The organism is Bradyrhizobium sp. LVM 105, assembly GCF_003957705.1.
Lineage (GTDB): Bacteria > Pseudomonadota > Alphaproteobacteria > Rhizobiales > Xanthobacteraceae > Bradyrhizobium > Bradyrhizobium frederickii.
The window spans coordinates 572,082-585,287 of the sequence record NZ_QZMV01000004.1; the positions used below are offsets into that span (position 1 = coordinate 572,082).

The 13,206-nt window shown below is 58.9% G+C and carries 16 protein-coding genes; 13 read left to right on the forward strand and 3 right to left on the reverse strand.

Features of this window, described 5'->3' with window-relative positions:
- Nucleotides 1-56 precede the first annotated feature (56 nt).
- The 6 genes from D6B98_RS15110 to D6B98_RS15135 all read left to right on the forward strand — a co-directional run bounded on the left by D6B98_RS15110 (nt 57) and on the right by D6B98_RS15135 (nt 5,702).
- Complete coding sequence (locus D6B98_RS15110; RefSeq protein ID WP_126257766.1) at nt 57-257, forward strand: helix-turn-helix transcriptional regulator; 201 nt, start codon at nt 57-59, stop codon at nt 255-257.
- Nucleotides 258-409: 152 nt separating this feature from the next.
- A complete protein-coding gene (locus D6B98_RS15115) occupies nt 410-2,848 on the forward strand; it encodes a DUF3987 domain-containing protein (protein WP_126257767.1) in 2,439 nt (812 codons plus the stop codon).
- Between the two features lie 357 nt (nt 2,849-3,205).
- A complete protein-coding gene (locus D6B98_RS15120; RefSeq protein WP_126257768.1) occupies nt 3,206-3,589 on the forward strand; it encodes a hypothetical protein in 384 nt (127 codons plus the stop codon).
- Between the two features lie 76 nt (nt 3,590-3,665).
- Nucleotides 3,666-4,121: a hypothetical protein gene (locus tag D6B98_RS15125; protein WP_126257769.1), complete on the forward strand. Its 456-nt coding sequence runs from the start codon at nt 3,666-3,668 to the stop codon at nt 4,119-4,121.
- A gap of 397 nt (nt 4,122-4,518) precedes the next feature.
- The gene (locus D6B98_RS15130) at nt 4,519-4,989 is read left to right on the forward strand and encodes a hypothetical protein (protein ID WP_126257770.1); all 471 of its coding nucleotides are present in this window, start codon (nt 4,519-4,521) and stop codon (nt 4,987-4,989) included.
- A complete protein-coding gene (locus tag D6B98_RS15135) occupies nt 4,986-5,702 on the forward strand; it encodes a BPTI domain-containing protein (protein ID WP_126257771.1) in 717 nt (238 codons plus the stop codon). The genes D6B98_RS15130 and D6B98_RS15135 overlap by 4 nt, the downstream gene beginning before the upstream one ends.
- A 138-nt stretch (nt 5,703-5,840) precedes the next feature.
- Here D6B98_RS15135 and D6B98_RS15140 read toward each other — a convergent pair whose 3' ends face one another.
- Together D6B98_RS15140 and D6B98_RS15145 are read right to left on the reverse strand one after the other, a co-directional pair.
- On the reverse strand, nt 5,841-6,155 hold the full coding sequence (locus D6B98_RS15140) for a DUF6804 family protein (RefSeq protein WP_126257772.1): 315 nt from the start codon (nt 6,153-6,155) through the stop codon (nt 5,841-5,843).
- Nucleotides 6,155-6,457, reverse strand: coding sequence for a hypothetical protein (locus D6B98_RS15145; protein WP_126257773.1), 303 nt, complete (start codon nt 6,455-6,457; stop codon nt 6,155-6,157). Before D6B98_RS15145 ends, D6B98_RS15140 begins: the two co-directional genes overlap by 1 nt.
- Before the next feature lie 591 nt (nt 6,458-7,048).
- Here D6B98_RS15145 and D6B98_RS15150 point away from each other — a divergent pair.
- The 5 genes from D6B98_RS15150 to D6B98_RS15170 all read left to right on the forward strand — a co-directional run bounded on the left by D6B98_RS15150 (nt 7,049) and on the right by D6B98_RS15170 (nt 10,186).
- Nucleotides 7,049-7,330, forward strand: coding sequence for a hypothetical protein (locus tag D6B98_RS15150; protein ID WP_126257774.1), 282 nt, complete (start codon nt 7,049-7,051; stop codon nt 7,328-7,330).
- Between the two features lie 255 nt (nt 7,331-7,585).
- Nucleotides 7,586-7,831 (forward strand): hypothetical protein, encoded by a 246-nt coding sequence (locus tag D6B98_RS15155; protein WP_126257775.1) that lies wholly within the window; start codon nt 7,586-7,588, stop codon nt 7,829-7,831.
- 144 nt (nt 7,832-7,975) lie between these two features.
- Nucleotides 7,976-8,563: a hypothetical protein gene (locus tag D6B98_RS15160; protein ID WP_126257776.1), complete on the forward strand. Its 588-nt coding sequence runs from the start codon at nt 7,976-7,978 to the stop codon at nt 8,561-8,563.
- 1,024 nt (nt 8,564-9,587) lie between these two features.
- On the forward strand, nt 9,588-9,779 hold the full coding sequence (locus D6B98_RS15165) for a ribbon-helix-helix protein, CopG family (protein ID WP_126257777.1): 192 nt from the start codon (nt 9,588-9,590) through the stop codon (nt 9,777-9,779).
- 11 nt (nt 9,780-9,790) lie between these two features.
- Nucleotides 9,791-10,186 carry a hypothetical protein gene (locus tag D6B98_RS15170; protein WP_126257778.1) on the forward strand — a complete coding sequence of 132 codons (396 nt, stop codon included), beginning with the start codon at nt 9,791-9,793 and terminating at the stop codon, nt 10,184-10,186.
- Between the two features lie 613 nt (nt 10,187-10,799).
- Here D6B98_RS15170 and D6B98_RS15175 read toward each other — a convergent pair.
- Nucleotides 10,800-11,669: a DUF7946 domain-containing protein gene (locus D6B98_RS15175; protein ID WP_126257779.1), complete on the reverse strand. Its 870-nt coding sequence runs from the start codon at nt 11,667-11,669 to the stop codon at nt 10,800-10,802.
- A gap of 557 nt (nt 11,670-12,226) precedes the next feature.
- On the opposite strand from D6B98_RS15175, the gene D6B98_RS39875 reads away from it, so the two are divergent.
- Both D6B98_RS39875 and D6B98_RS15180 read left to right on the forward strand, forming a co-directional pair.
- A complete protein-coding gene (locus D6B98_RS39875; RefSeq protein WP_164718617.1) occupies nt 12,227-12,385 on the forward strand; it encodes a hypothetical protein in 159 nt (52 codons plus the stop codon).
- 20 nt (nt 12,386-12,405) lie between these two features.
- Entirely contained in the window at nt 12,406-12,984 is a 579-nt protein-coding gene (locus D6B98_RS15180; RefSeq protein WP_126257780.1) for a DUF2939 domain-containing protein, read from the forward strand.
- Nucleotides 12,985-13,206 lie beyond the last annotated feature (222 nt).

Consider the following 13,206-nt stretch of genomic DNA (forward strand, 5'->3'; position numbering starts at 1 on the left):
ATTCCTTGGATAGACGGCTTGAACCGAGGCAACCGCCCTCATCCAAGGAACATGTCATGTCTCAATTTCTCACCACAGTCGAAGCCGCACGCCACGTTCGCTTATCGAAAGCGACGCTTGAACGTTTGCGGGTCAAAGGCGGCGGACCCGAGTTTCTCAATCCCGTCCCTGGGCGCGTACTGTACGACGTAGTCGATTTGGACGCATGGATGTGGAGCCGTCGGCGCAAATCGACGTCGGAAGCCGCGGCCGCCTGATCATCGGCGCGCACCAGCGCGCTCTCACCGGCCAAGCATTTCCAAACACCAGACAATGAGAGGCCAATACAGCAACGGTCCCCGCGGGCGCCAAAAGAATGGCCCCGCCGACTGCCAGGTCGAACGGGGCCAGACAACTGAAAACCTGAGAAATGAATAGCACAAATACCGTTACGAAACAACGAACCATCCTTGCCAACCTACTACCGAAGCTCGACATCGCGCTCGGTCTTGCCGAGCTGGGATTCGACGTATTCCCGCTGTCACCCAATCGGAAAACACCGGTCTTCGAGGATAGTTGGAAGGACCTGGCGACACACGATACCGATCGCGTAAAGAAGCTATGGGCCGGCAGCTATCGCGTGTGCAATGTGGGCTTGCGTACTGGCCTTCCTTTCTTGAACGGCTTCCTTGTCGTTATCGATGTCGACGTCAAGGACGGGAAGCCGGGGAAGCAAGCGCTCGCCGAACTCGAGGAGCAACTGGGCAAGCTCCCCTCGACAATGACCTTCCAAACCGCCTCGGGCGGCGAGCACCGCTATTTTGTTGCGCCCTGGCAGTTGGGCAACAGCAATTCGAGGCTCGGTCCAGGCATCGATGTTCGAGGGGTCGGCGGCTATGTTGTCGGCGGCGGCAGCACTGTCGACGGCAAAGAGTATGCATTGGTGGGGGGCGAAGAATTCGCTGCCCTTCCCGAGGCATGGGCCACCGCTTGCGGCCGTCCTCGCGAGCGAAAGGCCCTCGACCGAGCCATTCCATTGGTCGAGTTGGATCAGCCGGCCAATATCGAGCGCGCGACTTCGTACCTCGCTTGTAGCGCGCCGGCCCATGGCACTTATGCAGTAGCGTGCCGCGTTCGAGATCTCGGCATCAGCCAGGAAAAATGCCTAGAGTTGATCGTGAGCCATTGGCCCGGCGCCGAAGGCAAAAGTTACGAACATGTCGAAACGCGGGTCTCAAACGCTTACACGTACGGCCAGGATCCGCCCGGCATTGCGTGCGCCGAAGTGGAATTCGAGCCCATCGAAGTGGACTCGCGATCGCAGCCCGCCGGCAAATGGGATGAGCCGGTTGATCTGTGGAAGCAGGAAAAGCCCCCTGCAGACATGCTCGACGGCATCGTACCGCCCTTCCTGAACGCCTTCGGAAAAGATCGGGCACGATCACTGGGCGTGAACGCCGATGCGATTACCGCTGCCGCTGTCGCCGTGGTGGGTTCGTTGATCCCTGCGACCAATCGGCTGCAAATGTATCAAAACCGGAGCTCCTGGTCGGTGCTCTGCGTGCTGTGGACTGCGCTTGTCGGTGACCCGGGCTCAGCCAAATCGGCCGCGGTGAAGGCTGCGCTCGCTTTTGCCAATCCGGTCAATAAACGCTGGTCGGCGGCGTTTGCCAGGGAATTGTCCGAGTACGATCGGGCGGAATTCGCCTTTTCGGCTCAGAAGTCAGGGAAGAGAAAAGCGGAAGAGACGCCGCCGCATGATCAGCATCCAGCAGACGTCATCGTTAAACCATCACCGCCCAAGGCTCGGTCGAAAATCTCGAACGACAGCACTACGGAGGCGATTGTCACTCGCCTCGCCGAGACGCCCGAAGTGGCACCGTTGATCCAGTATTCCGACGAACTGTCGGGATGGTTGGGCGGCATGGACGCCTATCGGTCGAAGGGCTCCAAAGACCGGGCGCTCTGGCTCGAGGCGAAGGAAGGCGCTCCCTACCGCGTGGATCGACAAGGTCGGGGTTCTGTCGAGGCGCCAAGTTTGGCGGTCTCGATCATTGGAGGCATCCAAGACGACCTCATCGCCAGGCTTGCACCCGACCTCGCAACCGACGGTCTGCTCCAACGTTTCGCCCTGATCGCCATCCGCCAGCTCGGGCTGGGCGAAGACAATCCCGAGGTTCCCGCCATCGAGGCAGCTATTCCCCGTGTCGCATTGGCGCTTGCTGGCCTTGAAGAGGCGACCTATCGCTTCGACCGGCGAGCCGCGGACGAACTGTGGGCTATCAAGGCATTCAAGTTGCGCGAGATGGCCCGCCCCGATGTCCCTTCAGGTCTAAAGACTTGGTTGGCCAAGGCGGACGCCGAGTTCGGCCGCTACGCGTTAGTGTTTCATCTCATCGAATGGGCCATCATCGCGGAAGCGCTGGAAACACCGCCCGATGAGCTGATCTCGGCCGACACCGCCAGGAAAGCTCGACGATACGTCGAAGAGTTTCTTTACGCGCACGCGCTGTTCATCCACACGACCGTTCTCGATGGTGCCGGCCACGATCACGAAGCCCGGTGGATCGCGGGCTATATTCTCACTCGGGACTTAGAGCGGATAACCGCTAGGGAAGTCGCCAGAGCACGGCCGCGCAGCCTGGGGCGAAACCGGAAGCAACTGCTGACGGTGATGGGCCGCCTCGAGGCCGACGGGTGGATTCGAATGGCAAACTCCGATCCACCCAGCTGGCGGATCAATCCGGGAGTCTACGACGGGCGTTTCGAGGATATTAGGCGGGCCGAAACTGAACGCCGCGATGCCGTCCGCGGTGAAATTGCGGTGGCGGCAGCCGGTCGGCGGGCCGCCCAAGGAGGCTCGGCATGATGGCGCGAGCCCGTCAGCGGTGTCAGCGGGTGTCAACGCTGTCAGCGCTATCGCTTCCCGATATGCCGCTTAACACGGCGGGCGGCGCAGGCCTCGAAGCGCTGACAGCGCTGACGGGAATGACGCCTTGAAGACCTCGCCAGCGGTGTGGGTGTCAGCGGTGTCACTTGCGCGCGCGGATACACCAAGGCTTTTTACCCCCTCCTCCCTCTATTTACCCCTTGGCCCGTTTGGGCGGAATCCGCTGACACCGCTGACACCTCCACCGCTGGCCGCTCCACCAAAGTCGAGGGCCCCCTTCCGGCTCTTGCGCCCGCCCACGTCGCCGGCATTCGCCCACAATAACGGGAGACATCCGTGAACCGCTTTTCCCCTGGCCGCATCTTCAAGTCCCGAGGCCGGCAATACCAAATCCTCAGCCTCAAGGACCACTGGTGCCGCGACGGCCGCTACGTCGAAATGATCCGCTATCAGTCAGTTTGTGCCGAGCCCGGCTGCAAGCGAGTCTTCCGAGCGCTGTCGACTAAGACCCGGGTCCGCAAAGGACAGCTGAACAAGCGCTGCGAGCTCCACCACGCGCCGGGCATTCCAGTCCCGGTCAAGAAGGTCCGGAAGAAGCGACCGAAGGTGCCCGTGAAGAAACCGACGGCGGCGGCCCGCCTGGCGGCGCGTCGGGAGCGCGCGGTGCAACAGGCCCTCGTCGCCGTACAACGCGTCCAACGGCCCTCCTACCTCGATTGAGCAGCCTTGTGACGGGCTTGCAGCGGCAGTCCAGCTACGGCAATCTGGCGTTGAGCTCCAGAACGGAGGTTTCCACATGCCCCGCGGCCAATTCTACACCGTCTTTACTCTGGGATTCGCCACGGCAGTCGCGCTGCTCGGGATCGTTCTCGCGATCGCCCTGCTCTGGTGGCCGCAAGCGGCCTATCTGACTGCTTCGGCATTCGGCGCTCCGGGCCGGCCGCTGGCTTGGATGACTCCGACCGTCTTCTCCTTCATCGTCGCCAGTGCCGCGTTGTGCCTCGCTTATTGGATGGTCACCACCCAGCAAGCTATCGTTCGTTGGTCGGGCGATCGCCTCGTCGCCAAGCTCAATCGTCAGTACAACATGATCGCTCAACTCCAAGGGCGAGAGTACGCTGACGAGTTTATGAGACTGCAGGCGCAAGCTATGATCGAGGAGAGCGAAGCGAAGCCATTCAACCTTTTTGGACGAGAGAAGATGTTACACGCAATGACCGCCGCCGGCATCCGAGCTCAGCCGCCGACTTAAGCGATGACTTGTTCTCGCCTCAGCCGATCGACAAGGGCCGAACCCCGCGTCTCGGCCCGAGAAGTTACACTCTCAACGATCCCCATCGCAACATAGCCCGGACGGCGGACGACGACGCGCCATTTTCGACCCGAGGCGCCAAAGTCGCGCGGGGGAAATCGCCAAAACGCACAAAATCGATAGCTCATCCGCAGCAGACCAACCGATTCGGAGTGACGCACAATCGCTTGCCGAGTTTTGCGAGAAGGGTCGACCAGACAACGCACGACACGCGCGGGAGAAACATGTGCCAAAAAGCATCTTCTCGTACAGTCGTTAAAGCCGACAAACTCGCACCGTTGACCGACCGCAGTTTCGGTGATCCCAGAAGCCTCCGGGGGTTCACGGAGAGCAAAACATGCGCAACGAACAGGAAGTCCTCGAAGTCACGGCCATATTCACGCAGGGACCCGACGGCCGCGCCTCGTCACCTTCCGAGGCCGTTGGCGCTGGTGACCAGGCGCAACACCCATTGCCGTGGGATGCAATGCCTGCGGCCGCGAGCAACGTACCTCACGAACCCTCTCCTGAGATCAAGAAGGCGATGCTCGCCGCGGCCTACGCCCAGCTCATGATCGATCGGCTAGCTGCTCTTCAGAACGAAGAAGTCATCAAGTGCACCGGCATCTCTCGAGCTGAGCTCGGCCTGCGTGTTTGGAATGCACCGTTGGCGGAGGTGGCAGCTCGCCTTCGCCTCAAGAAGCATGTGCTCATGCGCATTTGCAAACTCTACGACGTGCCGACCCCGCCGAAGGGCTATTTCAACACGAGTTTTGCGCAACGCTCGATCCGATGGACACGCGTTACCGTGGGGGCCGGAGCGCGATGACCGCCCCTTCTCTATACGATGAGCGCGAGGTCCTCGAGCGGCTCCAGCTGAGAGGCTACGAACTCGAAGAGCTCCTCAACATCGGCATCATCGCGCCGGTTGCCGGCGCCCCATCAGGTGAGCCCCGATATTGCGCTGAGACGATCAACCAACTGGCCGCTCAGAACCAGCGTACGAGGCTCTCTGAGGCCCTCTGGTGGGACTTCGACCTACAGCAGCCGGCTTATATGCCGGCCGGCGCCCCATGGGCTCGCGCCGTCGACCTGCCCTTCTATCCGTTCGACGACAAAGAGCAGCAATCCTGGGCCCGGCGGTATTACAAACTGAAGAACGCGTGCGCGCCGTTTCCATATCCCTATCCCGAGCGCCTAGCGCGAAACCGATCTAGGATGGAAGACAAGGCCACGAAAGCCTTCGAGCGGAAGCACGGCGTCAAACGACCGCCCAAGACCCGAGATATCGATGTCCGGATCCGCGGCACGCAGGTCAAGATCAGCCGCGCAAAGCTCCGCGACCTTGTGTGGAGCAAGACGATGATCCGTGCGGCCGCGGAGCTAGGCGTGTCCGAGTTTTCACTCCGGCAGCTCTGCAAGCGATTTTCGATCCCGATCCCGACCCGCGGGCACTTCAATCACAAGGATCCGAGGAAGCGGCCGCCGAAGCCAAAGCTGATGCTTTTTTTAGGAGGTAGCCCGAGGAGCGGAGGCGATTGATGCTTCGGCGCGGGCGGAAGGGGTGTCCTTAGTCACATAATTACTTGAAATCATTCACAAATTTCAACCTAAGCTGTTCTATCTACAACCCTTGCTACAGCCAGCGTTAGCTGGCTCGAAAGTGCCGTAGAAAGCTAACTAGCTGCTTTTCGTCTTGCTGAGGACAGCCAGGCCAAGATGTGCCGCGATAAGGGCGGCAGATCCAATGTCGAGCCAGAACCAGGTCTGCCTATCGAGATAGATTGGAGCGAGCGGATTGAAGAGGATCGCGAGAAAGGCAAAGGCGACACCCCATCGGCTGGCGCCGCCAGTGAAAGCGAAGAAAGCGACGACAGCGCTGAATCCGCAAATCGCGACCCTCAGAAAAGTATAGTAGCCGTAGGGCAGCTTCGCCGTCGCGATCAGAAGCAAGGCGATAGCCACCACCGAGAGGGCCCTCGGCACCCTTTCCATCAACGGCGTCCTTCAACAACCGATCCGATGCCGCCCAGCGCCATTGCGATCAGCCAAAGCACCACGCCCGGCGCGGCAAGCGCAAACGCTTGCCACCATTCCCAATCCCACCCCACGTGTGCGCCGTAGTAGACGGCTATGGCCGCCAACAGCGAGCCAACTACAGGGACTGCGTAAGACACCACGAACAGCAGAAAACTCAGAAACCCGCCCAAGCCGAAGTAAAGATGCACCCCCTCCATCCCTGCGGATAACTGTGCAATTGCGATTGCAAGCCAAGCCAAAAAGAATACGAGCTGCATTACACCATCTCCCCCACCACAACCTAGAGTATGGTCAAGGAAATAGGCTCTGCCAAGGCCAAACCGGAATTCACTTCTCGGCGCATGCACACCCTCGACACTAGGATGCGGGCCCGCCGCCCCACCTATTTCTTCGGTCCTCGAATGCACCGGTAATGCATCTTCGCATTCGGAATGGGGTGATTTTCCACCAAATCTTTAGCGATCGCATCGCATTCGTCCACCGAGCCGTAACTAGCAATGGTCGTCGCGGTTATCAGTCGCGGAACTGGATCAACGCTGTAGAGAAATAATACTAATACCCAAGACATCCAAAGGTCACCTGTTTATCTCGGCCTGAATCTAACCAAGAGCAATTGCATGAGGCCAGCCATTTTCCAAGTAGACCAATGCCGCTGTGGCTAGTCGCATAGAAGGGCCTCACAGCCTGCGTCGACCTGCACAGAAACAGAGTTCTATCAAGGTTCGAATTGACCACTGATGGGGACGCACCCGTTATCTACGCCCAAGACTGGCAGTAGCTCACGCTCGTTCCGAACCACCAGGAATCGATAATTTGCGAGGTGCTTAGGATGCCGCTTTGATGGCGGCATGCCTCGCCCCAAACACCACACGCCCATCCACGCCGACGGCAGGCCGCTGAAGATCACCTTCGGCGAGACGTGTGGCATGGGTGTTCGCGGCGTTCTGGTCTACTGCCACTGCGGCCGACACGCTCCTTTGGATGCCGATCATTGGGCCGATGACGTGCGGCTGTCTGTTGTCGAGCCACAGTTCGTGTATCAGGGGTGCGGTAGCCGTGGCGCCGACGTGCAACCCGACTTCGAGCGAGGCAACCCGCGGCTTGCGACCGCGAAAGAGGCCGCCAACTGACGCGGACCTTACTGGGCGTGCCGCCTATGAATACACACAGAAAGAACAAAGCGCGGTCAATTGTCTTCACGACCTGTTCTGTCAGGAGAACTACGGAGGTCTGTTGTGCAAAAGCGAGATTGTGGCCCACCATCGTGAGCCGGCGGACCATGTGGGCGGGTATGATTGCCTCATAGCCATTCTTCTGACTCGACTCATCAGATCAACCGTGGTTGCATCGGATGATTCTTAAAACCTTTTGGGGAGGGGCTGAAAATGAAGACGATTGCTCTAGCCATCGCGTTGACATTCGCCGGGACCGCCGCGAACGCTCAATATCTCAGCGGAACGGGTTCGAACCCAAGCACGCATACCTCATCGGGGTATACGCGCAGCAACGGCACCTACGTCGCGCCGTACTCTGCAACTAATCCGAATGGGACCCAGCGCGATAACTTCGGCACGAGCGGCAACGTGAATCCCTACACTGGCGCCACCGGTCATCGGACGCCGCGTTACTGAGCAAACGAGATGAGCGACAACGAAACAAGGCACGCTGGGGTGGCTCCGGCCCCCAGTCGACCCAATCCAAGTAATCAGCCGCCGGTTCGTCCAGCCCCGCCACCACCTTCGCCGCCGCCCAAAAAGTGAGTTGGGCGATTAGCTATGGCTGACTCGCACTTCGAAGCGAAGTTCGATGCACTTCGCAACGCGATCTATCATACCGCCCGCAAGAATTTCTATGATGGTTTGAACCGTTTATTGAACTTCTTGGTCATCGTTCTCGGTGCCGCGGTTGCTGGAAAGGCTTCAAAGCTTTTTGAGATAGATGAAACTTGGCTAGAGTTTGCAGTGCTGATCGTGGCAACAGCGCAGCTGACATTCGACTTTGGCTACAAGGCTCGTACGCACGAATTCCTCCAGCGCAAATATCACGAGTTGCTGGCTGATTTGGAGTTGGATTCTGCGCTCGACGGCCAAAAGTGGAAATCGAAGCTACAGACGATCGCTGCGGACGAGCCTATGCCGATGCGAGCGCTGGACGCTCTTGCCTATAACGCGGCCGTAGACGCGACTTATTTTGAACCGGTGGATCGCGCTAACAACCGACTGTGGGTCCCCCTATCCCACAGGCTGCTCAAGAACTTCATCGCAAGAAACGGGTATAATTACTGTCCCGAGAGTGACCACAAATTCTGGTGGCGAGGGGCGGCCATATGGATCAGTGAGGGGTGGAATGGCAAAAAAAGCTAAGAAGGCCAAGAAGGCCAAGTCGGCCGTAGGCAAGACAGCTCAAAAAACGAAGAAGGTACTCCGACATCCCGGCGTTCGACCTCCGCCGAAAAAGTAGTGTTAGGTGGACCCGCCGGCCCTGCAAGTCCAGAAGGTTCTTCAGAGCATCAGACGTCGATATCGTCGCATGACGCGCCATCGCGCCCATCTGAGCCGTTGGAGCGCCCACAGGGCCCGGATCAGTCTCACTTATCGGCCTCCTTGATCCGATCAACCCTTGCACCGATCTCAAGCGCCACGAGGCGGTTCCATCGGTTGCGCCAGCGGCGTCGGGACCAGCCAACAGATCAGCAAAATCCGCGATCTCACAGGCTAGGTCGTATGCTGGGGTTTCGTTCATGCTACGGGTCCCGAGCATTCGGCGAACAACGGTTCGTTGTCCTCCCGGTCGCACACGTCCCACTCTCGGTCATTCACCCCGCCCAGCGCGCCGCTGCTTGTCCAACCAAGGGAAGGCTCCTCATCCTCGCCCGGCTCCGTGCCATCGTGCTCATCCTCGAGGTCGTTGCCAAACCCCATTGTGAGGCTGCCGTCCTGGTCGGTTCGCTCGAGAAACTCGAGGGACGGCTCGTCGTCCCTGCCGTCGGCTTCGGCACCCTCGCCTTGAAACCGGCTCGGATCTAAGCTCCGCGAGATCCAAGGTGATCTGCCGAGGTAATCACCGCTGGTGCGGGGGTCCGGCGATGCTAGATCCGTCGGCCTCGTCCTCTCGCTCCGTCATGACGTAGGGGTCGGAAGCGTCCAGGAAGTCGATGAGCTTGGCAATTTCTGCCCGTGCCTCTTTCCTGAGTCCGGAGACGCTGGAGCGACGTTTCCCGCTCCCTCTTTGGATAGCCAGCCCGCTCAGCGAACTTACAGGCGCGTTTAGGGTGGCGTGCTATGCACGCATCAGCCCGATCATTGGATACCCTTCGTGGTTGAGGTTAGGCCCGACGCGGGAGCTATCACCTTCCCGTCGGGCTGCTTTTATGGTAGCACCACAATCATGAAAAAGTCAATTAAGGTAGCACCAAAAAGGCGCGGCCGCCCACCAAGCGGCGGCCGGGATCCGGGCGTCCATATCAGGCTCCCTGAACAGATGATTGAAGCGATTGAAGCGTACTCCACATCTGAAGGTACAACCCGCTCCGAAGCGATCCGCCGTCTCGTCGAAATCGGACTGAAGGCAAAGAAATGAGATGGAACCAAATGACGGCCGCCATACTAGCAGTGGTCCTCTTGCAGACGCTGGAGGCGAGCGCACGAAGCTCAGCGGCCTACAAGTGCACAGTCAAAAATGCCTACGCTCTCAAAGACGGCAAGCTTGTCCCTCACCAACTTCTTAGCAGCTTTGTGAACAAGGAATTCGTTGTCGATCGTGCAAACGGTCGAATGCTCGGCACATTCTCGTCGGCCCTCTGGGAAACGGTAAAAGTTTTGGACGCCGGCTCAAGAGAACAATCGTTTAAAGCCATCTACGTGTCCGGCGGTTTTGTCCAAGTGAGGCTGTTGGTTATCAGGGAGTTTGACACGAGCACGTCGAAGGACTTTACGATTGCGGAGAATGACGATGTCCTTACAGGGATCTGTACCCACCTAGATTGAAGCGGCACCGGCAATAACTGCCGCTCCGACCCGCCGGCCCCATCGTTCTATAAAGGCCAATTGGCGCGAGAGCGGTCGCACAGCGCCAAACTTTGGGGCGAGGAACGATATGCTCGGCGCCAAGATATCCATGTGGGTTGGAGCCATCATCGCTCTTTTCGGGACGGATGTTCCCGAAGGGATATTCTACTACCTGGGGATGCGATCCTTCGTGGATAACGAGATCAATCATTTCGCCGTCACGCTAGGTCTCTGCATTCTGACAGGGGGAGCTGTGGCGTACGGCTACGAGCGAGAAAGATAAGTGCATCGCCCCCGGCCAATCGAAATCGTGATCGCCGCCGTGCTGCTGGCAGGCTGGCTGTCTATCGGTGGCTCTTCTGAGAGACCCCGGACGGCTTCGGTCCGTCATCGTCGACCTCAAGAAGTAGGTGCCACACACCAAATGGCCGTTCCTTGGGCCGCCGCTCTGATTGAGCTACGGGGATCCTGAACAGGTAGGATGAAATCCTAAACATTCAATGGCGCGCGACCGGCGGAGGGCGCGCTTGAGTCGCGACGGCGCAAGGGCGAGCAATGTCAATCCACTGACATGTGAGCTTGCGCTAGGCCATCATCCATCGGACGGCAGTAACGCCTGCGTCACGTCCGAAATGAATAGCTTTTCCATTTCCCCGTTTCTGAATTGGGCTTTCGCCTTTACTCGAAGCCAACGCTGCTTGTTTAGCGCTTCTGAATAAGGGTTTTGAGGGGTCTGAGTTATTGGGTCCGTTATCTCCCCGCTAAATCGGTCATCGGGATTGTCTTGGTTGCGCAATGAAAATTTGCAGGATTTATTCCTGAGATCCAACTCGGATATCAATATTTCGTAGTCTGCCGTATCGGTTATCAGGGGTGGTTCGGAAGTATCAATCAGTTGCCTCATTGCCGGATCAATAGGAACAGCACCATAGTCTTCTCGGCCGATCCGCGCCACCTCGCAACTTTGTCCGATTGGTGCGACGAAGAGTTTGACCGCCGGTCGCTGGGCTAAAGCCAGTCGTTCCATTGCCTCAATAGCAGTGCGCGACGTATGCCCCATCTCTTCTAAGGCCTTCACAGCGATTTCTTGAGCCATCTGCGTCTCCGACTTTTTACCGCTAAGCTTAGAAACTGCGTAGTTCACGATGCCAGTAACCGCCTTAGTGGCTGCCGTTTTTGCTGCCTCGCGAATGGTAGGAAGCATAGGTGCAACGGCTGGCGTCAACGTGACTATGATTGCCGGCAATTCCCAGCAATGTGCGCGCGGCTGCCCTGCCAGCACTCTGACAGCAAGCGCATTGCTCTGTTTGGTAAACTGTCCAGTGACGACAATTGATCCTGCACTGCCTAGCAGCCGGGAGGCTCCCTGGATCGACTGACCCAATGCCCCCAGCTCAACCATGTGCTGCGAAGCATCCAATCCGTCGTAGCGGATGATAATCTCCTCGAACTCGTAGTTCATAGCCCCTCCTCAAAACGGAGGGATCGTACCCATCTACCTGAAGGTGCACGAGTCTTTTCGTCGCTGGGCTGCAGCCCGAGGGTCAGCCGCCCCGTTCTGCCGCCCGAACCTGATCCATGAAGGCTCGGTGGCGTGGTCCTTCGCCTGGAACTCCCCGAGGCGACCATTCTGCCGACGCGTGAGCCGAGCCCGCATCAGGTTTGACGGACCAAGCGTGAGGATCTGCCAGACGAATGTGAATACCTGCTTGCCGTACTCAGACAGACCCAGCTTGCCGGATGGTGTCGGCGCCTCTCCGACGTTATCCCGCAGCACTGCCCGCCCGCTGCAACCGTCGCTCCCCGAGCGCTTCCAACTCGTCGACCGTCCGATCGTAAGCATCCGGTGAGGACCGCTACGCGGTCCTCACCGGATGCTTACGAAAAAGGCGCACTCCACGTCACGCAATTCGGGTTTGAACTCGATCCCGTCGCGGGCGCTGCGGCCCATAGGAACGTTTACGTTACTTGGGAGTCCTACAGGCGCAATCGATCCTGTGTTGCTCAGTGGATCGAACGATGGAAAAAGCAGTCGCCTACGCGATCTCGGCGGCCATTGTGGCTTTCGGCGTCTGGATATTCGTCGCCGGCCTATCCTCCAGTTCTCCCGCCTTGTGGACGGTCGTGGCACTGGTGCCAATCACGATTGGTATCGTCAGCGCGTTCGGCCCCATGTGAGTGCGACGGGGAAAGGTAGCATGAAGTGGCTCGTCGGCATCGTTGCGGTCCTCCTGCTCTGCCTTGCGGTGTATGCCGGGTCGGCTTTCGTTTCCGCGTTGGATCTAGTTTCGGCCGTTCGGAGCAGCGATGCTGCTCAGGTCATGGCACGAACGGATTTGCCTCGCGTCCGCCACTCCCTCGTCGACCAGGTTGTGTCCGCGTATCTCGATCGACTCGGCCAAAAGCGGCCGATGCGCCCGTTAGAGCGAATGGCGATAAGCGCGATCGGAACAACGATCGCCAATGACCTCGCGATCAAGCTCATGACGCCGGAAAATCTGTCCGCCCTATTGAAGAGCGGCACTGTTCGCAACGGCGCGGAGAACATCAATTTCGGAACGATGTCGTCGTTGGCCGAGCTCGACGTCTCAAACATCTTCGTTTTCGCCGGACGGATCACCCTGGTGAAGCCTGTCGAGTTTGCGTTGCGGCTTGGCGACAGTCAGGACGCAGGTAGAGTCAGCATGCATCTCGACGGGACGACCTGGAAGCTCTCGGGGATTGGGCTACCGCCGAAGGTCTTGGCAAATATGGTTGACCGGCTGCCGACACGGTGACCCCGACGGCCCCCCGCGCTCTTTGGCGTGACTGGTTGCATTCGCTGGCACGGACCTTGCCGATCTACGCTTACTTCCGTCGGTCCTGGCAGGGAGCCGTTTCGCGATGAAACAGAAATCTCGAGTCCCAAAGCCGCGCAAGCCCACTCTGGCACACATGGTCTCTGATCTGGTGAGATTGCTTAAAGCAATGGAGGACCTGGAGAGGTTGAGAGAGAAGGT